This is a genomic window from Paenibacillus sp. JNUCC 35, assembly GCF_058269095.1.
This window is the reverse complement of the sequence record NZ_CM177771.1, coordinates 1,746,538-1,764,094: the sequence shown is the minus strand read 5'-3', so window position 1 is coordinate 1,764,094 and position 17,557 is coordinate 1,746,538. Positions and strand designations below refer to the sequence as shown.

Here is a 17,557-nt window from a genome sequence, read left to right as displayed (position 1 = left end):
CCGGTAACGTTTACTTGCAGACCATAAGCAGATTCCCGTCCGGGTCCGTAAAGTTAAACCAGTGCCCGTTCTCGATTCCCGTGACCAGCCGGACGCCAAGGCTTTTCATATATGCATAGGACCGCTCGATATCGTCTGTGGCGAACTGGACCACCGGCGCTTTGAATACCGTCTCCGGCGAGTAAATTTTACTGTCGAGCACAATTCCCGCCCCCTGCATCGGCAGGATATACAAGTGGCCGAACAGTACCTCGCCGTCTGCGGGAAGGCCCAGTATCTTGCAGTACCAGCTCGCCGCTTGTTCAATATCGCTTACCGGGATAAAGACGGTGAGAATCTTATTTTGGATGGGACTGTTCATTTTCGTTCCTCCTATTCGATCTAGCATTGATTTGAGATGGCGGCAGCTTAATTGCAGCCGTATTCACGCTCTTAATCCGGCACGACCTTCTTCCCGAGCTTATGCCCGGCCAGCACGACTGGCAGCAAAAGCAGCCCCAGCGGCGCACAGGTCAGCAGGTCCTGCCAAGTTGCCGCTCCGTCCCGGAGCAGCCTGTAAAACAAATAAACCGAGTAGGGCAGGCTTACCGCGACGGCGGTCACCACACCCGGTGTGTAAGATCTCAGCAGGACCGACTGTCCCAGGTGGGTAAATACATGCACGAACAGGAGCGCATTGATCCCGATAAACAAGGCCCAAATTCCCCTCTCGGCAGCCAAATACGTAACCGGGATAAAAAGAATAAATTCAACAAACACGGCCACGGCAAACTGCGAGGATTTCACGTTCGACATGTCCTTGAACAATTTTTGTCCCGGTCCCGGGACTCTCGGCCGGAGCCTCGCGTAGTTTCTGTTCATCCACGACTCCACAAAAATGATTTCTTCGAAATCGTGAATCATAAACGCCGCGAGGAACAGCCAGACGACCGCGTTCAGCGAAAGATAATCGTCCATGAGCATAGGTTCCCCCGTCTACTCTAGTCTTTGATGCCCCGGTATCTCGCGGTACGAAGTTCTTTGATATAAGCATCCAGAGCCGGCATGCCCGACTCCACGGCCTGGCCGACTGAGCGCTCGATATCGTAAGGAACTCTTACGAACCGGATTTCAAGAGGGGCCGCCGTCCGGGAATCGAAGCTGCCCTCCAGAACGACGTAGGAAGCCTGGGTCAGATCGAGTGGATTTCCGACGCTTCCGACATTGAACAGCACTTTGCCGTACAAATGCTGGAGATACGCGTTATGTATATCGCCGTAACCGACGATATCGGCGGGAATCTGCTCCCGGCATTTATCCGACGATTCGAAGAGGGAAAGCCGCTTCTCCGGCTCGTCCCACGGCTGCACGCGCTCGTACAGGCTCCGGGGCGAAGCGTGGAACAGCCGGACGTATTTGCCGCTCATATAAAATTCGAGCGAAAAAGGCAGTCCCGCCAAGTATTTCAGCCGCTCTTCCCCGAGCACGTTCTGATGCCACTTCACATCCTCGATCTCCGTTTCCCGGGTGATGAAATCGTCCCAGTTCCCGCTCACAACCTCCTCGCAGTGCTCGCGGATCAGATCGACCGCCCGATCGCCATGCGGTCCTTTGCCTATCAGGTCACCCAGGCAAAAGATTCTCGTAATGTCTTTGCGCCGGATATCTTCCAGCACGGCTTCCAGCGCCGGTATGTTTCCGTGAATGTCTGACAGGATCGCTATTTTGTCCACACGTTTGTCCTCCGTAAGTCCGGCAGGTTAACCTGCTCTCTGTATTGGGTTGTATCTACTTTCGATCCGCCCGCGGCGGCTTCCTTCTTTTCCCTCCCAAACAATCTTTCATTCCTTAGACGAAATAGACGAAAAAAAGACTGCAATGATGTCTCATCACAGTCTTTCGTTCAGGCTTCTTCAAACAAGGTTGTACGGATTTTGAACACCGCTTTGCGGATCAGAGAAGCAGGTTCCCCGTCTCCGCTCCTCAAACCGGGCCGGTGAATGTCCTCCGGGAAGAATACCGCATACATGCCCGGGATGAGCCGGAACCTTTCTTCTTCCGCGGGGGCTTCGAACAGGGTATAGTCCTGCTCCGGATTGTGCTCCGTTACAGCGCTCTCTCCGGCATCTGCCGACCATCCGACGGTTTCCGTCCCTTCCAGAACGTAATGAACGTCGATATAGCGCTCGTGTTTCTCCGCCTTTGCTTCTGCGGGATCGTCATATTTTGAAATTGGAGATCGTTTGCTTCAACTGCTCAGCGCTTTCCCGTGTTCCTTCCACGATGTTCAGCACTTTGTCCGAACTGTCCATCGCAACGCTCGCTTGATCCGAAATATTTCCCGTTCCGGCGGCAGACTCGTTGTTGGCAATCGAAATTTCGTTGATCATGAGCGCCATATCCTCGATCGCCCGGCTCAGCTCATGCGCGGTCGCGTTGAAGTCGCCCAGCAATTTTTCGTAAAATTCCGCGTCCTGGTAGTACTGCTGGCCCGTTTCGACCATCGCGTTGTAATCGTTGATGACGGTCGTATCAATAAAGGTGAGCATGCTTTCGGAGTTCGCCTTCAAATTCTGCACCGAAGAGGTGACGATTTGGACGACTTCGCGAATTTGGTTCGCGGAGTGTCCGGATACCTCGGCCAGTTTGCGGATTTCCCCTGCCACAACGGCAAAGCCTCTGCCCGCCTCCCCGGCTCTCGCCGCCTCAATATTGGCGTTCAGGGCCAGGAGATTGGTTTGAGCCGTAATCTCCAGAATGGAGCTCGCGAGCACCTGAATCTGCTCGACGGCTCTGGACTGCTCGATGGCGCTCTCCAGGCTCTCCCGCATTTGCCGGCCGATTTCGACAGCCCGCTCGGACGATGCGACAGCGGTCTCGCGCAAATCCTCGGCCCGCTTGCTGACTTCCTTCGAAGCCTCTTCGCCTTGTTTCGCTTTGTCCGCAATCCGGTCGACGGACTGGCGGATGCTCGAGGACGAATGGTTCATTTCTTCCGTCGATGCGGCCGTTTCTTCCATGGCGGCGGCCATTTGCTGGGTCGTGCCGGACACGTTCTGGATTTGGCCGTTCAGCTCCGTCAAATGGCTGCTCACCGCCGTTACCGAACTGCCGAGCTTATCCGACTCTTCCACAACGGTGCGGATCGTATCGCTGATCGAGGCCTGCATCGTGTGCATGGACTGCATCAAAACGCCCGTCTCATCCTTCGACTTCATATATTTTTGCGGAACCGGATGCGAGAAGTCGCCGTCCGCGATCACTTTCAAGTGCCCGGTCGCCACTTTAATCGGCGTCGTAATCCGGTACGAAAGCAGCACGAGAATGGCCGCAAATACGAGAATGCTGCCGATGATGACGATGCCCAGACCTTTTTGCAGAGCCGTAACATTATGCATGTACTCATCGACCGGCTTGAAGGAAATAATGAACATATCCTGCAGGGACGATTTAGCGTAGGAAGCGATCTGCTGCTGACCGTTCAGCGTGAAATACCCGACTCCCTTCTTGTTCGCGCTTACCTCCTTGAAAAATGCGGGTACGTCTCCTTCCGCTTTGGTCATATCGTACTTCAGCACTTCTTTGCCGTCTTCGGAAGCGACGAGAACTCCTGCCGCATTGATCATAAACGTCTTGACGTTGCCCTCCTCCGTGGACTTGACAATATTCGCTGACAGCTTGGTCAGATCAACCGCCGTCCCTACGATGGATGGCATCGCATCCGTACTTCCGTCCGGAATATGCGCCAGCAGCGCCATAATCGGTCCTCCGGTTACGGGAGATTGAACGGGGCCGAACAAGACGGGACCTTTCTTCATCCCTTCCAGGAGGGACTTGTCGAGATCGGCCACGCCGATATCAATGCCGACGGATTGTCCGCCGATGCCATCCGATACGATCGCGCTGTTGTACGCGGCATAAATATTTTCGTACAAGCCGTTCGCGTCCGTGATGAGCTTGCCGAGATAAGCGGATGCCGTGGCGGCGTTTTCCGATTTCGGGTTGCCGGTTTTCTTAATTTCCTTGAATGTGTTGACCAAAAAAGGATTGTTCGCCATCGTCGAAGAACTTAACGATAAGTTGGTGAAGGCCAGATCCATCTGGTTCACCTTCTCCGAAACGATGTTCGTCATGGACTGCCTTGCTTCGGCTTCAAGCGAATCGGCCGATGAGCTGCTTGCAAACCACAGCGCGATTAACATCGGAATGGTCATACAAGCAACCGATATCAGCATGATCTTGGCGAATAACCCGGTTAGATTGATTTTGCCGAGTATGCCTCGTGTCCGTTTTGCTTTGCTTTTTAACATCATGCTCCCCCTCATATAGCGGCGTATACCAAATAGATACCTATTTCATCGACAAAAACAGACAAAATGTTAATATTAAATTCACTTAATTCGACAACCATTTAAAGGAATTTGTTTCTAAAGAACTATTCTTTGTAGGCCAAAAGAAACAACCTCTCCGCGGAGAGGTTGTTTTTAGTTGGGGGACAATTTTTAATTTTTGGCCGCGTCTGATGAAACCTGTCCCCTTATCCAAAAGGATAGTGGATGCAGCCCGGACAAATCTCATCCGCTTTATTGACATCTATACAAATGTCATATTGTTTTTCAATAATGCCCAGAATAGCCTTCTTTACATATCTTTCCGCGACCAAATTGATCTCATAACAAGCTCCCTCATCAATAGCTTTCTGAACGAGCGGACAGCCGTACATCCCTTCTTCCATGCTTCACCCGTCCTGTTTATTCAAAATATGTAGGCGGATTCAGTTCCGCTATTCCTGATATTCCATAATGTCGCTCCGTCATACCAAGTTTTCTCTCGTCAAGCAACATACGTATTCCTAACACGTTCCGATTTCACAAAATACAAGGTCCAAATCAGACAGGTGATCCCGTTTCTTATCAAATCTTTGAAGGCCCCATCCACAAAATCGGGAGCCAATTCGGAGACGAATGAATAAGCGAGGTAAGAAATTGCGGAAAGCGCCAGGCTCAGCAGCAAGTAAGCGATGGACATCGTTTTAAAAAGCCGTTTGCGTTTGTAGCATAAATAACCCAGAACGACCGGAAATACCACATAAAACAGATGGGAGAGCGTCTCCACCAAAATAGCCGCGCCCACAGCCGGGTAGTCGCTGAAATAAGCGGCAGCTTCCCCTGACTCAACCATGGGCCATACATAATCGACCAAGCTATAAACGGCGTAGATAAACGTAAGGATTAACCCGATCGAAAACACAATTAACCAACCGCCAAATCCCGATATCCCCGGTCGCGTATACTCGTCCTCATAAACCTCTTTTCCGTTTTGATTTAAATCTCTGACAAAAGGTTCCATATTCCGATCCGCTCTTTTCCTTAAATTTACTTCCCCGTTCATTCAAGCATATTTTGCAACCATTGAATATGGGGTTATTTTGTCGAAAATGCTAAAGAAAAAAAAGACCTCATGCGAGGTCTTTCAAGGTATCGTATGGAACGCAGGCTCGGTGATGATCTTATGGTGATGATCTTATGTAGTAGACAGATGATTTATGAACGTTCCACCGAAGTGTCATCGGAAGCTGTTTCTTTTGAAGCAAGATTGCAGTTGTAAAAGTATTTTACGGAACTTTCGAACTGCGAGACGATAAACAGCTTATCTCCTTCGCTCAGTTCATCAAAACGCTCCAGCGTTTCTTGCTCAAACAGGTAGAGGTAGTTCGTTTCTGCCTCACCGGTTTCCGTACCCGAGTACCCCGCCATATTCATCAGCTGCTGATAGGGATAATTGTAGGCTTTGGCCAGACGCTTTAACGTTTCCGGAGAAGGCTTCAATGCGGCGCCGGTTCTAGGATCGACCCCTTTCTCAACATAGCGCAAATAACTGTGACTGACACCGGCACGCTGCGAAACCTCTCTCAAGCTTTCTTTACCACGAAGATTTTTTAGTACTTCTCCTAAAGTAGTCAATCTAGAACGCCTCCCAACCTCTTTTCTTATATAGTACAACATGTGCTACATGTATCACAAGCTAAAAATAAAAAAATCCCTCAAAAAGAGGGGTTAGTTCTGTACAGCTAAATCCAGCTCACCGCTTTGCTTTGTAAAACTCGTGATACAGCTTCATCAGCGCGCGTTTCTCGATGCGTGAAACATAGCTCCGTGAAATTCCCAGTTCCTTCGCGATTTCCCGCTGGGTCCGCTCTTCACCGCCGTGCTCCAGTCCGAAACGTCCGACCACCACTTCTTTTTCGCGTTCGTCCAAAATATCGAGGTTGCGGTAAATCTTGCTTTTCTCGATCTTCAGCTGCACCTTGTCGACGACGTCATCCGCTTCCGTACCCAGGATATCGATCAATGTGATTTCGTTTCCCTCTTTGTCGGTTCCTATCGGATCATGTAGAGAAACGTCTTTCCGGGTCTTTTTCAGAGAACGAAGGTGCATCAGGATTTCATTCTCTATACAGCGCGCCGCGAAAGTCGCCAGCTTGGTCCCTTTGGTCGGGGAAAAGCTCTCGATCGCTTTGATGAGGCCGATCGTTCCGATCGAAATGAGGTCTTCCAGATCCTCGCCGGTGTTGTCAAACTTCTTGACGATATGTGCAACAAGCCGAAGATTATGTTCGATGAGCAAATTGCGGGCATGGGCATCGCCTTCCGCCATTTTTTGCAGATACTTGCTTTCTTCCGCCTCGGTGAGGGGCTGCGGGAACGCGTTGTTCTTGACGTACGATACCAGCAGTGTCAGTTCTTTGATGAAAAAAGCAATGGCGCTAAACAATCCTGGCAAAGAGGACACCTCCTGCTCCAATTCCCGTACCAACCATGGATTAACGGCTGCGGTCTTCTCATTGTATGAGGGCAGGTGCCTAATTGTGCCTGTACGGGCGGAATTGGTGAGGGGAGGTTTCAAAAGGATGAACAGCGACAAAAAGGTGAACTCATTGCCTTCCTTGTCTGTTGGCAGAGTTTTGTTCGGAATCCAATGGAGCGACCGTAGATGCATTAGGTTTTCGACTCTTATAACAAAGCAATTGATCCCATTAGTAACCTAATAAAAGATGCTTCAAATTACGGTTTAGATGTTCATGATTTGCAAGTGTATGTCAACGACCTTAGAGATTCATTGGATAGTTATAAGTCAGCATATGCATCATTGGAGAAGTATGCTATGGGAAAGAACTATAACGATTATCTTACCTTCCAATCAAAGTTGAAACTAGGATTTGATTCGGTACAGACAATTAGTTCCAAGTTGAATCAACGTAGTGGAGAGATGTACAACCTAATTCAGAATTATAAAGCTGCTGTCATTTTAAATGACTTTAGTTAATGACCTAACGAACGATGAGGTCTGCTGAAATTTCAGCACCCTCACCTATTTAATCCATAATACAGAGTATTAATAAAAAAGACCCTCTTTATGAGGGTCTTTTTTACCTGAAATATTTCATTATTGTAAATATTGCACCAACTGCAACAAACCCCGTGCCCACTACCCACGTAATTATTTTCGAGTGTTTTTTTTCGATTAAAGTCTTGGTTCCTTCAATTAAAGTCTTGTTCCCCTCAATTAACGTCTTATTACCTTCAATAGATACGTTAATATCTGTAACAAGCTTACCAACATAATCCTTTGACGGCAAGGCATCTATCTTGGCTTCCAAGCGACTTAAAGTACTTACAATAGAATCTATATTAGTTTCTGTCTTAACTAAACGCCTATCTATGTCATGTACAGTATCAGACAATTTCTTAATGTCGTCCATACGACCACCACCTTCTATATAGGATACCATTTGATCTATTGCAGATCTGAGTTCGTTAATCGCGGTTTTATATTCATAGATGGTTGATAAATCAATCTGGCCTAGATGTCCCATATTGACTGATTGTATATTGCCCTGCTGTCTTAATAGAACTGCATTAAAAGGATCATCTGCATCATTTATATTATTTTTAACGCTATTTTTTCTTAAAATCCTCAAATTTTTAATAGCTTCAGCCCTTGCTTCTATTTGTACCGAATCACTACTCATTGATTGGTTCCTCTTGAGAGTCATTTAGAATGTAATTGTTAGTTTGTTCCTTTATTTCTTGAAATGAACGAATCATATCATCGCAAAAATTAACGATTCCACGAGCATTTGACTCATCAATCAAAGTATTAGAAAGAATTCCGGACATCCGATACATAGTAAAAAATAATGTACTAGTTGTCAGGCTAACATCAAAATTTGTTTTATCATTTCTGCTAAATCTGATCATGTTTCGAATCTCATAAATCGACGAAATTGAATAAGGATCTGTATAGCTGTTTGCTAAATTTAACAAGTAACCACTATACATTCCTATTATGAACCTAAAATACTGTTCATATTTATATTCAACGTCCCCAAAAATCTCAAAAGAAAGATCTTTTAGAGCTACAGCCATTTCTAATGAATATCCGAAGTCCAGTCCGGTAATATCGTTAAAGATAATACCAAAGCTTCTTTCAGTATCATTGATTAACACATAATTTTTAAAAATCTCAGAGACTAGATCAATACGCTCGGGGAACTCAGTTAGGTAATCATCAAGCTCATTCCAAGCATTCCTTATGTCCACTTCCGTACTCATTTTTACACCAACTTGTTATAGGATAATATTACCATGTAAAAATTTCTCTGGATAGAGACCAAGTCCTCTATTTATAGTCACATTTTGTGTATTCTTAAGCTTTTATTCGCAAGAAATGAGAACAGCTTCTCACTTACATATCCTGGATACAGTATGTACATCTAAGTAAAGGAGAGTCCGCTTTATACAACCCAAAAACAAAAAGACCCACGAGGGCCTTTTTGTTTTTATGTAAATTTCTTACGCTACATTACTGTCAGTAGTATCTCGTTCTTTATACAGCTAGCTGGAGGTTCGTTTTGTCATCCGTATAATACCGAACTCCCGAATAATCTTTCGAGTTAGAAAATGTTCATTTTCAAAGCTCGCGCCATAAGGAAAGCAGTACTTATTAACTATTTAGCGGTATGAACCGACATACCGATTATTCGACAAAATAACACCATTTCCCACACTGGAAAAATATGCTTAAATGGGGTTTGTACCTATATTTAGAATGGAGACATAAGATGAAAAAGAAAATTATCATGCTTGTCGCTGCGTTTAGTGTGTTCGCAGGGGTCGTATCTGCATCAAGCATCAATGGAGTTTACAAAGGAAATGCCATCGTCAAGGTCACGGTTAACGGCAATGACGTCAATAGCGAAGTACCAGGAATCAACTTGGACGGGACCACTATGCTGCCTGTGAGAGCCGTTTCAGAGGCGCTGGGAGCAGAAGTGAAGTGGGATCAGAATACTTATACGGCGGAAATTGAAGCATCACCGACTTTTAAAAGCCTGGATGAGGTAGCCAAATATTTAAAGAAATACGATATTCATTCTGTCAGCTATCATACTGATGGAGCCGGTCAATCAAACTTCTTTGCCATCTATGACCGTGCATTCTTTCTGGTAAACGAAGATGAATATAATGAAGCAATCAAGGAAATAGCGAAGCAAGCTATCAAACTGAGGACTACTAACTTTATTTTTACTGATGTTGCCAGTGAATCCATAGGAGGAACTACAGAGAGTGCTCGTGCTTTTTATAACGGTAAACTAACGGAAACTCAATTTTTTGATACCCTTATTAGGAAGGGTACAGAAGAAGAGAGCGAGCTCGATTCATAATACAAAGTATTAAAGAAAGGGGCCCTCTGCTGAGGCCCCTTTCTTCTATCTCTCACAAGCGACTCCGTCGCCATCGCGATCTAACTTCGAGCTGTGATCCGGCTCTCGCTTTGGCGAAACTATATGGTCAACCTCTAGTCCGAATTTCTTTAAAAGGATTCACTATATTTTTTAAAATTATCTAAAATCGCCTGCCATCCTGCTTTCTGCATCTCAATGGAATTGGCGGCTTCCGCTTCAAAAGCTTCAATTACCTTGGTGTTGTTTTCTTGATCAATAAACGTGATCGTAACCTTTCTTCCGTCTCCGAGAGTGTAAGAAATCAATTCATTTATTCTGACTTCATCATATTCTCCACCAAATTCAAATCCAAAACTTCCATCTTTCGCTTCCATTCTTGTGAGAAATTTTCCGCCAACCCTTAAATCATTTTCGGCTTTCGGGGCATGCCAGTCATCAGAAGCAAAAGACCATTTCGTTATATGCTGTGGTTCTGTCCAATATTCCCACACTTTTTCAACGGGAGCATGAACTGTGGCTTCTACCGTTATTGTTACTTTATCGCCAGTTTCCATTCTAATTACCGCCCCACTCTATTAGATTTGTACTATCGATAATTATACCACTGTGCAAATGGGAAACGATAGTTCAAAAAACACCCAGTATTACCGATCATTCATACGAAAAACAGATTAAAAACTCCCTCTATAAAAGAGAGAACTCCCGCCCTCATCCCTTCGACGTTTTCGGAGTCGGTTTCGGCGTGGAAGGCGGCGAAGGTGTAGACGGTTTAGCCGCCGGCGTCGGAGTCGGCTTGGCGGTTTCCGGTCGTGGTGTCGGCTTGGGCGCTGTAGTCGGTTTCGGGGAAGCCGAAGCAGCAGGCTTAGGCGATGGAGATGCGGTCGGCTTGGGCGACAGCGTGGTTCCCGGTTTTGCCGTTGGCGACGCCGTCGGTTTTGACGTGTTCGTTGCCGCGGGTTTAACCGTCGGGGAAGCGGACGGTGAAGGCGATATTTTTGCCGTCGGCTTGGGTGTCAAGGTTGGTCTCGGCGTCACGGTCGGCTTAGCCGACTTATACGGTACGATGATCGTGGTGTCCGTATCGGCATCGTCTTCCCGGTTTTCGTCGGCAGATGCCCCGCCCTGCTGCGTCCCCTGCTCAGGCGCGACAACGGAGGTCTGGTCCGCAGACGGCGCTTTGGCACCGGCAGGCGTTGACACCGGCACGTTCAGAGGCTTCTCGGGTCCCGCATTTACCGCGCCCACGATCATCAGCACGAAACAGGCCCCGGACCCCATAAAAATATTTTTGGCTTTTCCGTTTTTCCGGATAACGGCGACAACGGCCCATACGAACAAAGCGACACAACCGAGTAAACTTAACATGCCAATCGAATTCCACATAAAAAGATACAGCCTCCCGTGTAGTTTCAAGACTTTTAGTATAGCAGAATCCGGTTCGTTTTAGAGGAAAAATTTTGCACTTTTCCGCTGCACTTTCCGCCCGCGGGAAAATAAAAAAGAAGCCGCTGACGGCTTCTTTTCTCAGCTTATCGCTTCGATGGATATCGGTGTGACGCTCCAAGTTCTCCCGAAGCCGCTTACTTATAATGTGTGGTGTCATATTTATTGAGAAATTAGGGCCCCTTAATTTTAGATAAGAATTAATCCAATTCTGCTCTTGAAAATAAATCCTTTATTACAGCATCATCTTCACAGGCTTTTTTAAAGTCTACAATAAATTCTTTTAAGCTTTCAGGATTTGAAGAATATGCACAAAACATTCCTGCTTCAGGATCAAATCTGATATCTTCTGCCAGATGCGGTTTTCTTTCATCTAAAAAAACTTGTGCTAAAGATCCCCAATCATAACCATTTCCCTCAAAGCCTTCATCTTCTCTTGTTTCAAAAATTTCCGGTTTATAACTTCCTGCGTTCAAACATACAGAAAAACTACTTTCATGGGCTACCCAGAAGAAGGGTTTAATAGTTTCTTCAAAATTATTAGTGTCCATATTGTTCTAACTCCTTGAAAAGTTCATTACCCTTTTCTTTTATACCCTCTCTATATTTAGCAGGTATTTTGCTTTCACAACGTGCAAACCAATCATTAAAAACCTGTTTCCATTCTTGTATTTTTCTTTTTTCTAACAACAAATTAGCATCTGTAGTATATTTATGAGAAATCATTAACAATAAATCGATATTTGCCAGAAGTGGTTGAGCAATATTATCATTTTTTTTCATCCAATCAGTTACGCTCTCAATTGTCGAAATAGAAAACTTAATATAATCTACTCCAACATATTGTGCCAATTCATTTCCTTCTGGTGCCGTACTGAATATTTTCATTTTAAAACACTTCCTCATAGGAGTTGAAAAACTGAGCGTCTCTTTTAAATCCCTTGTTGTAACGCGGTTTTTAGTGGTTTTTAGTGGTTTTTAGTGGTTTTTCGAGCATTCAGCAAACCCTAATTAACTCTTGATTTTATTAATGATATCCTGATAGTATTGTTTACCGTATTCATTGTTAGACTCTTCTACTTTTTTATTAAAATATTCTATGGCCTCATTTTTATATTGTTCCGGAATTTTTTCTAAATACAAATTCATTATAGTTTCAAAAGAACTTTCGGCTACCTTTTTGGGTGACATTTTTTTAATATCCATAAAATATTCCCACTTTTTATCATAATTTTCAAAATGATTCAATCTAGGCAGGAATATTGCGACATAAGGTCCTATGTTACTTTTATTAGAATTTTCCAGCATGAATTCGTAAATTTCCTTAGTTTCCGGAAGATCATATCTCTGAATCATATTCCCAATTGCTGAAACAAGCAGAACTACAAGTTTAGTATTATCCTTATGCTTATTATAGATATCAAGAAGGGTTTTAGAAAACTTCGGATCATTAAATAAATCTTGATAATAAATTGAGACCTCTAACCTGGGCGTTTTCTCAAACTCTTTTACAGCAAGAAGCAGCTCTTCATCACTCAATTTACGCCAATCAGACATTTTCTCTTTTAATAGGCTGATATTTTCAATATTTTTTTTAGTGTCCATATTGTTCTATCATCACCATTTTCCTTTATACCACCTTTATATTTAGTGGAAACATCGTTTAAACTGTCTTTTTCGTCATATTCGCCCCCGTCCAATCCTCAGACCCCAAATACCTTCTTGACAGGCCCGATCCAACAAACAATATAGGCATCGTGTCAGATTGTTGTAAGTGTTGTTCCAATTGTCTCTCCATCATGAGATGTCACCCGAACCAGGTTCCACGAAAATAATAAAGGTCATAATGCCAATATTGAATTTTCTGAAACTTTGAAAAAATTCGCATTAATTCTGACAACACACATTATTAAACAAGCGTTAAGCACGCTGCAAACCGTGCAGTTTCCGCGCCGTCTCCTCGATCTTCCCGCGCATCGCCAGCTTCTCCCGCCACGATTCCGGTATGCCGTCATAGCCGTAGTAAGCCCCGGCAATCTGCCCGTAAACGGCTCCCGTCGTGTCGGCGTCGTCGCCCAGATTGGCGGCCAGCAGGGCCCCGTCCTCGAAGTTTGAGGACTTGTCGAAAGCCCACAAAGCGGCTTCCAGCGACTGGACGACATAGCCGGAGCCTTTGATCGCAGGCGGCTCCTTATGCCGGTAAGAGCCGCCGAGGATCTCGGCGAGCCCGCCGGACAGCTCCAGCTCGGCCGCCGCCATCCAATCGCGGTAAGCACCCGGCGCAAGGAGCTCCGTTTTGCTCCAGCCGCGCAGGCCCGCGAGGAGATAGCAGGCGAGCAGCCCGCTGGCCTGCAGGCACTCCGCCGTGCCGTGCGTCGTGCGGGAGCTCTGCACCGCGAAGCGGACGGCCGCTGCCGGATCGGCGGCATAGAACATCGGCACGGGAGCCAGCCTCATAATGGAGCCGTTGCCCGCGGAAAACGGGTCGCTCGAGCCGCTGAAAGGCTCTCCGGTACGCTCGAAGAGCAGCAGCGCTTCCCGCGTCGCGTTTCCGATGTCGAAGCACGTGCCCGTGCTGCTCATGTATCCCTCTCTGAACCAGCTTACGTAGCGGTTCATCTGATCGGCGGGATCGAAGCCGCCCGTTTCCAGCAGGCTTTCGGCCAGACAAAGCGCCATCGACGTATCGTCGGTCCACTGGCCCGGCCGCAGACCAAAAACACCGCCGCCGACCATATCGCGAAGGGGCTCGAACGTTCCCGGTCTGCTGAATTCCACCGCCGTCCCCAGCGCATCGCCCGCGGCGAGGCCGGCCAGGCAGCCATGAAAACGGTCCAGGGTAAATTCCATAACGTTTCAGCCTCCCAGCTTGGTTGTATGTATAAAAATTCTTCAGTGGGCGACCGATCTCCTTTCTCCCTTTAAAACAAGCCTGCTGTGTACTGCGGCGCATCGCACGCAGTTCCGGTCTGCGTGACCGCCGTCATGCGGCGCCACACGACGCGCCCGGAGCTGCGCGGTACCGCGGTGAGAAGTCCTGGACAATGGTTAAGCACGCTTCGTCCGTTCCAAGACTTCCTCTGCTTTGCCCAACTCCCATCCGCAAAAAAAGACACGCCCGGCAGTCCGGACGCGTCTGTGTTGCACCATGCAAGCTTTCCAGCGCACGATGAGACCCTGCATTACAGTGGTCCGCCATGCGCGAAGTGTACTGCTTTCATTCCTTGTAGGCAGAGACGGCTCCATGCCCTAGACGAGCATGTATTGAAACAGGACTTACGCCCGGCTCACAACCTCTAAGTACGTTTGCGGCTGAGCTTCAGCTCCTGCATCATTTTTTTGCCCGTCGGCGTTTGGGCCAAACCGCCCTTGGCCGTTTCCCTGTACTTCTCGGGCATAGCGGATCCGGCCTCGTACATCACCTGGATGACTTCGTCGGACGGAATCGCGCTGCGCACGCCCGCAAGGGCCATGTCCGCGGCGGCCAGCGCATTGACGGCGCCGAAGCCGTTGCGGACGATGCACGGAATCTCCACGAGGCCGCCGACGGGATCGCAGATGAGCCCGAGCGTGTTTTTCAGCGCCAGGCCGACGGCGTGCACCGCCTGCGCGGGCGTTCCGCCGCGCAGCTCGACCATAGCGCCGGCCGCCATGCCGATGGCGGAACCGACCTCGGCCTGGCAGCCTCCCTCGGCGCCGGACACGAACGAGTTGTTCGCGATGATGTAGCCGATGGCGCCGGCGCTGAACAGGCCCGTCACGAGGTGGTCGTCATCCCAGCCGAACCGCTGCTGGGCGCTGACGAACACGCCGGGGATGATGCCGCAGGAGCCTGCGGTCGGTGTCGCGATGATGCGGCCCATGGACGCGTTCACTTCGGACACCGCAAGCGCGTAGGCCATTGCCCGGCACGCTTCCTCGCCCACGGACGGAACGGAGCCGGACATATAGCTCATGACGCGCTGGGCGTCCATGCCGGTCAGTCCGCTGCGGGACGTCGTGTCCTCGGTGAGTCCTTTTTGCACCGCTTCCTTCATGATCTTGTAGTAATCGGCCATTTTCCCGAATTCCTGCTCCGTGCTGCGGCCGGACTCCTTCGCCTGTTCCTCCAGCATAAACTCGGAAATCGATTTGTTCTCGGCCGTGCAAATATCCGCCAGTTCTTTAAGCGTCCGAAATCTCATGATTGCCCTCTTTCCTTCAGATCCACGATCTTCACTCCGTCTACCTCGCTCAGCTGCAAAATCTCCCCGATCAGGTCATCCGTAATCACGGAATCCGCTTCAATCACCGTCATGGCGTCGCCGTTGCGGCCTTTACGGTCCAGATCCATATACCCGATATTGACCTTGTGTTTCTGCAAAATAGCGGTAATGTCGGCGATCATTCCGGGCCGGTCATGATGAGAAACGACCAGCGTCGGGAATTCTCCCGTGAACTTGAGGTCGAATTGGTTAATCCCTAGAATTTCGATATTGCCTCCGCCTATCGATGCGCCGACCATGCTCATTTCCTGGCCGCCGGCATAGAGAACGATTTTCGCTGTATTCGGATGAACGGTCAGCCCTTTGCTCGTATGAAAAACGATTTCGACCCCCGCCGCTTCCGCATCCTCCAGTGAATCCGGAATCCGGCTGTTGTCCGTCTCATAGTCCAGCAGGCCGCCGACAATCGCCAAATCTGTCCCGTGGCCGCGGTACGTATCGGCAAAAGACCCGTAAAAAGTCAGCTCGGCTTTGTCCGGCTGCTGACCGAATAGCTGCCTGGCCACCCGCCCAAGACGGATGGCTCCGGCCGTATGGGAGCTCGATGGGCCGATCATCGAAGGACCGATAATCGAAAAAACATCTTTGAACCGCACCCAGTATTCCTCCCTGTCCTAATCATTTTAGCAGGGCGGCAGCGTTTACACGCCTTTCCGCTCGGCCGGGCTGATCCCGCCAATTAATTGACCAGCACCTAATTCTTATTCTATTGCGATTCTCGTCTCTATTCAACTGCCGGATCTTGTAACGGGCCGCACATTTTTCAAAGCGGGGTTTAGCTGTTGGCAGAACTGTTGGCAGACTGCCGGAAGAACGGCGCAATAAAGGGCGGAATAAGCCAAAACGGCCAACAGACAGCTTGCGGAAACTTGGCTTGGATGCACCCGCATACTCACGAGTTCCATAAACGCCGCTGTATAGACTAGGATTGCTTGTCGTTAAAAGGCAGTTTGGAAGTGGAATCACATCTTGCCGTTTCTACAGGCGGCTTCCCTGGCCTATGGATGCAGCCTGGTCTGCGGGCAGCCTGTCCGCTCCCGGCTTCCACCGATTAGTCCACGAGCCACTCACTGAGGTGCGCCTTCACGAACGTGTCGTCGTTCAAATGAGGATAATCCCGGTAAACGCGGTCGATTTCCTCCATTTGTCCCGGAGAGAGCTCTTCGCTCGGGTTGAGGCACCAGCGGCCCTGTAGAAGGCCCTGCCTGCGCAGCACCTCGTGGATGCCCGGAATGCAGCCTTCGAAATGATGCGCGGGATCGAAAAACGCCGCGTTCGCGTCCGTCACCTCAAGGTTCCGAGTCAGCCATTCCGCCGGAATATCGCGGTTGTCTCTGATTTTTTTGACCGCTTCCAGCAGCTCCACCGCTTTATGCGTCCAGACGGCCCAGTGCCCCAGCAAGCCGCCGACGATTTTTTTCTCTACCGTCTGTCCGTTCACCTGAAACCGGTAAGTCGTCAGCAAATCCGTGACAATGTTGTCGTCGTTGCCCGTATAGAGCGCAATCTCGTCCCTGCGCTCCGAGCAGCAGACGGCCCGGACGACGTCAATCGTCTGGTAGCGGTTGAACGGCGCCATTTTGATCGCCACGACGCCCGGAATGTCCGCGAACTGCCTCCAGAAATCGTAGCTGAAAATCCGTCCGCCGACCGAAGGCTGGAGGTAAAATCCGAACACCGGAATAAGCTCGGCGACAGCGCGGGTCCGCTCCAGAATTTGAGCTTCGTCGTACCCTGTTAAGCCGCCCATGCTCAGTAATCCGATATCATAGCCTAGCTTTACGGCCAGCTCCGCTTCCCGGACCGCCTGCTCAGTGGGGCCGCAGATTCCCGCGATTTTGAAAAAAGGACGCCGGAGATCCGCTTTCTCCACTTCCTCGGCCGCAAGGCGCAAAACCGGCTCCAGCAGTCCGACCTCCTCGTCGCGGATCTCGAACTGGGTGGAGTGGACGCCGATGGCGATCCCGCCCGCTCCCGATGCGATATAGTAGCGGGTCAGCGCCCGCTGACGCTTTTCATCAAACTGCCTGTTCTCGTCGAGCGCGAGAGGATGGGCCGGAATCGCCACGCCGTCATGCAGCGCGGCCAGCATGTCGGGACTTAAGTTTTTACGGGCTGCCAT

22 protein-coding genes are annotated in these 17,557 nt (G+C 48.8%); 1 reads left to right on the top strand and 21 read right to left on the bottom strand.

Going from position 1 to position 17,557, the window contains the following annotated elements; all coding sequences use genetic code 11:
- Nucleotides 1-10: 10 nt before the first annotated feature.
- The 11 genes from AC2TF6_RS08035 to AC2TF6_RS07985 form a co-directional block, all read right to left on the bottom strand.
- Complete coding sequence (locus AC2TF6_RS08035; RefSeq protein ID WP_491310601.1) at nt 11-361, bottom strand: VOC family protein; 351 nt, start codon at nt 359-361, stop codon at nt 11-13.
- 71 nt (nt 362-432) lie between these two features.
- Nucleotides 433-957 (bottom strand): HXXEE domain-containing protein, encoded by a 525-nt coding sequence (locus AC2TF6_RS08030; protein WP_491310600.1) that lies wholly within the window; start codon nt 955-957, stop codon nt 433-435.
- A 23-nt stretch (nt 958-980) separates the two neighbouring features.
- Nucleotides 981-1,712 (bottom strand): metallophosphoesterase family protein, encoded by a 732-nt coding sequence (locus tag AC2TF6_RS08025; RefSeq protein ID WP_491310599.1) that lies wholly within the window; start codon nt 1,710-1,712, stop codon nt 981-983.
- Between the two features lie 170 nt (nt 1,713-1,882).
- The gene (locus AC2TF6_RS08020) at nt 1,883-2,140 is read right to left on the bottom strand and encodes a NanQ anomerase/TabA/YiaL family protein (RefSeq protein WP_491311612.1); all 258 of its coding nucleotides are present in this window, start codon (nt 2,138-2,140) and stop codon (nt 1,883-1,885) included.
- Between the two features lie 58 nt (nt 2,141-2,198).
- Nucleotides 2,199-4,289 (bottom strand): methyl-accepting chemotaxis protein, encoded by a 2,091-nt coding sequence (locus AC2TF6_RS08015; RefSeq protein ID WP_491310598.1) that lies wholly within the window; start codon nt 4,287-4,289, stop codon nt 2,199-2,201.
- A gap of 227 nt (nt 4,290-4,516) precedes the next feature.
- Nucleotides 4,517-4,714, bottom strand: coding sequence for a hypothetical protein (locus AC2TF6_RS08010; protein ID WP_491310597.1), 198 nt, complete (start codon nt 4,712-4,714; stop codon nt 4,517-4,519).
- A 98-nt stretch (nt 4,715-4,812) separates the two neighbouring features.
- A complete protein-coding gene (locus AC2TF6_RS08005) occupies nt 4,813-5,328 on the bottom strand; it encodes a DUF2569 domain-containing protein (RefSeq protein WP_491310596.1) in 516 nt (171 codons plus the stop codon).
- Between the two features lie 194 nt (nt 5,329-5,522).
- On the bottom strand, nt 5,523-5,942 hold the full coding sequence (locus AC2TF6_RS08000) for a helix-turn-helix domain-containing protein (RefSeq protein ID WP_491310595.1): 420 nt from the start codon (nt 5,940-5,942) through the stop codon (nt 5,523-5,525).
- Between the two features lie 118 nt (nt 5,943-6,060).
- Nucleotides 6,061-6,762: an RNA polymerase sporulation sigma factor SigK gene (gene sigK / locus AC2TF6_RS07995; protein ID WP_009673339.1), complete on the bottom strand. Its 702-nt coding sequence runs from the start codon at nt 6,760-6,762 to the stop codon at nt 6,061-6,063.
- Between the two features lie 646 nt (nt 6,763-7,408).
- A complete protein-coding gene (locus AC2TF6_RS07990) occupies nt 7,409-8,011 on the bottom strand; it encodes a hypothetical protein (protein WP_491310594.1) in 603 nt (200 codons plus the stop codon).
- Nucleotides 8,004-8,594, bottom strand: coding sequence for a hypothetical protein (locus AC2TF6_RS07985; protein WP_491310593.1), 591 nt, complete (start codon nt 8,592-8,594; stop codon nt 8,004-8,006). Before AC2TF6_RS07985 ends, AC2TF6_RS07990 begins: the two co-directional genes overlap by 8 nt.
- 509 nt (nt 8,595-9,103) lie before the next feature.
- Between AC2TF6_RS07985 and AC2TF6_RS07980 the strand changes: the two genes are divergently transcribed.
- Nucleotides 9,104-9,706 carry a stalk domain-containing protein gene (locus AC2TF6_RS07980; protein ID WP_491310592.1) on the top strand — a complete coding sequence of 201 codons (603 nt, stop codon included), beginning with the start codon at nt 9,104-9,106 and terminating at the stop codon, nt 9,704-9,706.
- A 45-nt stretch (nt 9,707-9,751) separates the two neighbouring features.
- On the opposite strand, the gene AC2TF6_RS07975 is transcribed toward AC2TF6_RS07980, so the two are convergent.
- The 10 genes from AC2TF6_RS07975 to AC2TF6_RS07930 all read right to left on the bottom strand — a co-directional run bounded on the left by AC2TF6_RS07975 (nt 9,752) and on the right by AC2TF6_RS07930 (nt 17,557).
- Nucleotides 9,752-9,829, bottom strand: a complete 78-nt coding sequence (locus tag AC2TF6_RS07975; protein WP_491311611.1) for an excalibur calcium-binding domain-containing protein — start codon at nt 9,827-9,829, stop codon at nt 9,752-9,754.
- Between the two features lie 26 nt (nt 9,830-9,855).
- The gene (locus AC2TF6_RS07970) at nt 9,856-10,281 is read right to left on the bottom strand and encodes an SRPBCC family protein (protein WP_491310591.1); all 426 of its coding nucleotides are present in this window, start codon (nt 10,279-10,281) and stop codon (nt 9,856-9,858) included.
- A 154-nt stretch (nt 10,282-10,435) separates the two neighbouring features.
- Nucleotides 10,436-11,110 (bottom strand): hypothetical protein, encoded by a 675-nt coding sequence (locus AC2TF6_RS07965; protein WP_491310590.1) that lies wholly within the window; start codon nt 11,108-11,110, stop codon nt 10,436-10,438.
- Nucleotides 11,111-11,370: 260 nt separating this feature from the next.
- Complete coding sequence (locus AC2TF6_RS07960; RefSeq protein ID WP_491310589.1) at nt 11,371-11,721, bottom strand: immunity 51 family protein; 351 nt, start codon at nt 11,719-11,721, stop codon at nt 11,371-11,373.
- Nucleotides 11,711-12,058 (bottom strand): hypothetical protein, encoded by a 348-nt coding sequence (locus tag AC2TF6_RS07955; RefSeq protein WP_491310588.1) that lies wholly within the window; start codon nt 12,056-12,058, stop codon nt 11,711-11,713. The genes AC2TF6_RS07960 and AC2TF6_RS07955 overlap by 11 nt, the downstream gene beginning before the upstream one ends.
- Nucleotides 12,059-12,181: 123 nt before the next feature.
- A complete protein-coding gene (locus tag AC2TF6_RS07950; RefSeq protein WP_491310587.1) occupies nt 12,182-12,775 on the bottom strand; it encodes a hypothetical protein in 594 nt (197 codons plus the stop codon).
- Nucleotides 12,776-13,090: 315 nt separating this feature from the next.
- Nucleotides 13,091-14,020: an ADP-ribosylglycohydrolase family protein gene (locus tag AC2TF6_RS07945; RefSeq protein WP_491310586.1), complete on the bottom strand. Its 930-nt coding sequence runs from the start codon at nt 14,018-14,020 to the stop codon at nt 13,091-13,093.
- A gap of 446 nt (nt 14,021-14,466) precedes the next feature.
- Entirely contained in the window at nt 14,467-15,354 is an 888-nt protein-coding gene (gene sdaAA, locus AC2TF6_RS07940) for an L-serine ammonia-lyase, iron-sulfur-dependent, subunit alpha (RefSeq protein WP_009673351.1), read from the bottom strand.
- Nucleotides 15,351-16,031, bottom strand: coding sequence for an L-serine ammonia-lyase, iron-sulfur-dependent subunit beta (gene sdaAB, locus AC2TF6_RS07935; RefSeq protein WP_491310585.1), 681 nt, complete (start codon nt 16,029-16,031; stop codon nt 15,351-15,353). The genes sdaAA and sdaAB overlap by 4 nt, the downstream gene beginning before the upstream one ends.
- A gap of 455 nt (nt 16,032-16,486) precedes the next feature.
- On the bottom strand, nt 16,487-17,557 hold the full coding sequence (locus AC2TF6_RS07930) for a dihydrodipicolinate synthase family protein (RefSeq protein ID WP_491310584.1): 1,071 nt from the start codon (nt 17,555-17,557) through the stop codon (nt 16,487-16,489).

Excerpts from the sequence above, each read along its gene's own strand:
- AC2TF6_RS08035 (WP_491310601.1), bottom strand. The coding sequence starts at position 361 with ATGAACAGTCCCATCCAAAATAAGATTCTCACCGTCTTTATCCCGGTA.
- AC2TF6_RS08030 (WP_491310600.1), bottom strand. The coding sequence starts at position 957 with ATGGACGATTATCTTTCGCTGAACGCGGTCGTCTGGCTGTTCCTCGCG.
- AC2TF6_RS08015 (WP_491310598.1), bottom strand. The coding sequence starts at position 4,289 with ATGTTAAAAAGCAAAGCAAAACGGACACGAGGCATACTCGGCAAAATC.
- AC2TF6_RS08010 (WP_491310597.1), bottom strand. The coding sequence starts at position 4,714 with ATGGAAGAAGGGATGTACGGCTGTCCGCTCGTTCAGAAAGCTATTGAT.
- AC2TF6_RS08005 (WP_491310596.1), bottom strand. The coding sequence starts at position 5,328 with ATGGAACCTTTTGTCAGAGATTTAAATCAAAACGGAAAAGAGGTTTAT.
- AC2TF6_RS07990 (WP_491310594.1), bottom strand. The coding sequence starts at position 8,011 with ATGAGTAGTGATTCGGTACAAATAGAAGCAAGGGCTGAAGCTATTAAA.
- AC2TF6_RS07985 (WP_491310593.1), bottom strand. The coding sequence starts at position 8,594 with ATGAGTACGGAAGTGGACATAAGGAATGCTTGGAATGAGCTTGATGAT.
- AC2TF6_RS07980 (WP_491310592.1), top strand. The coding sequence starts at position 9,104 with ATGAAAAAGAAAATTATCATGCTTGTCGCTGCGTTTAGTGTGTTCGCA.
- AC2TF6_RS07970 (WP_491310591.1), bottom strand. The coding sequence starts at position 10,281 with ATGGAAACTGGCGATAAAGTAACAATAACGGTAGAAGCCACAGTTCAT.
- AC2TF6_RS07965 (WP_491310590.1), bottom strand. The coding sequence starts at position 11,110 with ATGTGGAATTCGATTGGCATGTTAAGTTTACTCGGTTGTGTCGCTTTG.
- AC2TF6_RS07960 (WP_491310589.1), bottom strand. The coding sequence starts at position 11,721 with ATGGACACTAATAATTTTGAAGAAACTATTAAACCCTTCTTCTGGGTA.
- AC2TF6_RS07955 (WP_491310588.1), bottom strand. The coding sequence starts at position 12,058 with ATGAAAATATTCAGTACGGCACCAGAAGGAAATGAATTGGCACAATAT.
- AC2TF6_RS07950 (WP_491310587.1), bottom strand. The coding sequence starts at position 12,775 with ATGGACACTAAAAAAAATATTGAAAATATCAGCCTATTAAAAGAGAAA.
- AC2TF6_RS07945 (WP_491310586.1), bottom strand. The coding sequence starts at position 14,020 with ATGGAATTTACCCTGGACCGTTTTCATGGCTGCCTGGCCGGCCTCGCC.
- sdaAA (WP_009673351.1), bottom strand. The coding sequence starts at position 15,354 with ATGAGATTTCGGACGCTTAAAGAACTGGCGGATATTTGCACGGCCGAG.
- AC2TF6_RS07930 (WP_491310584.1), bottom strand. The coding sequence starts at position 17,557 with ATGGCAGCCCGTAAAAACTTAAGTCCCGACATGCTGGCCGCGCTGCAT.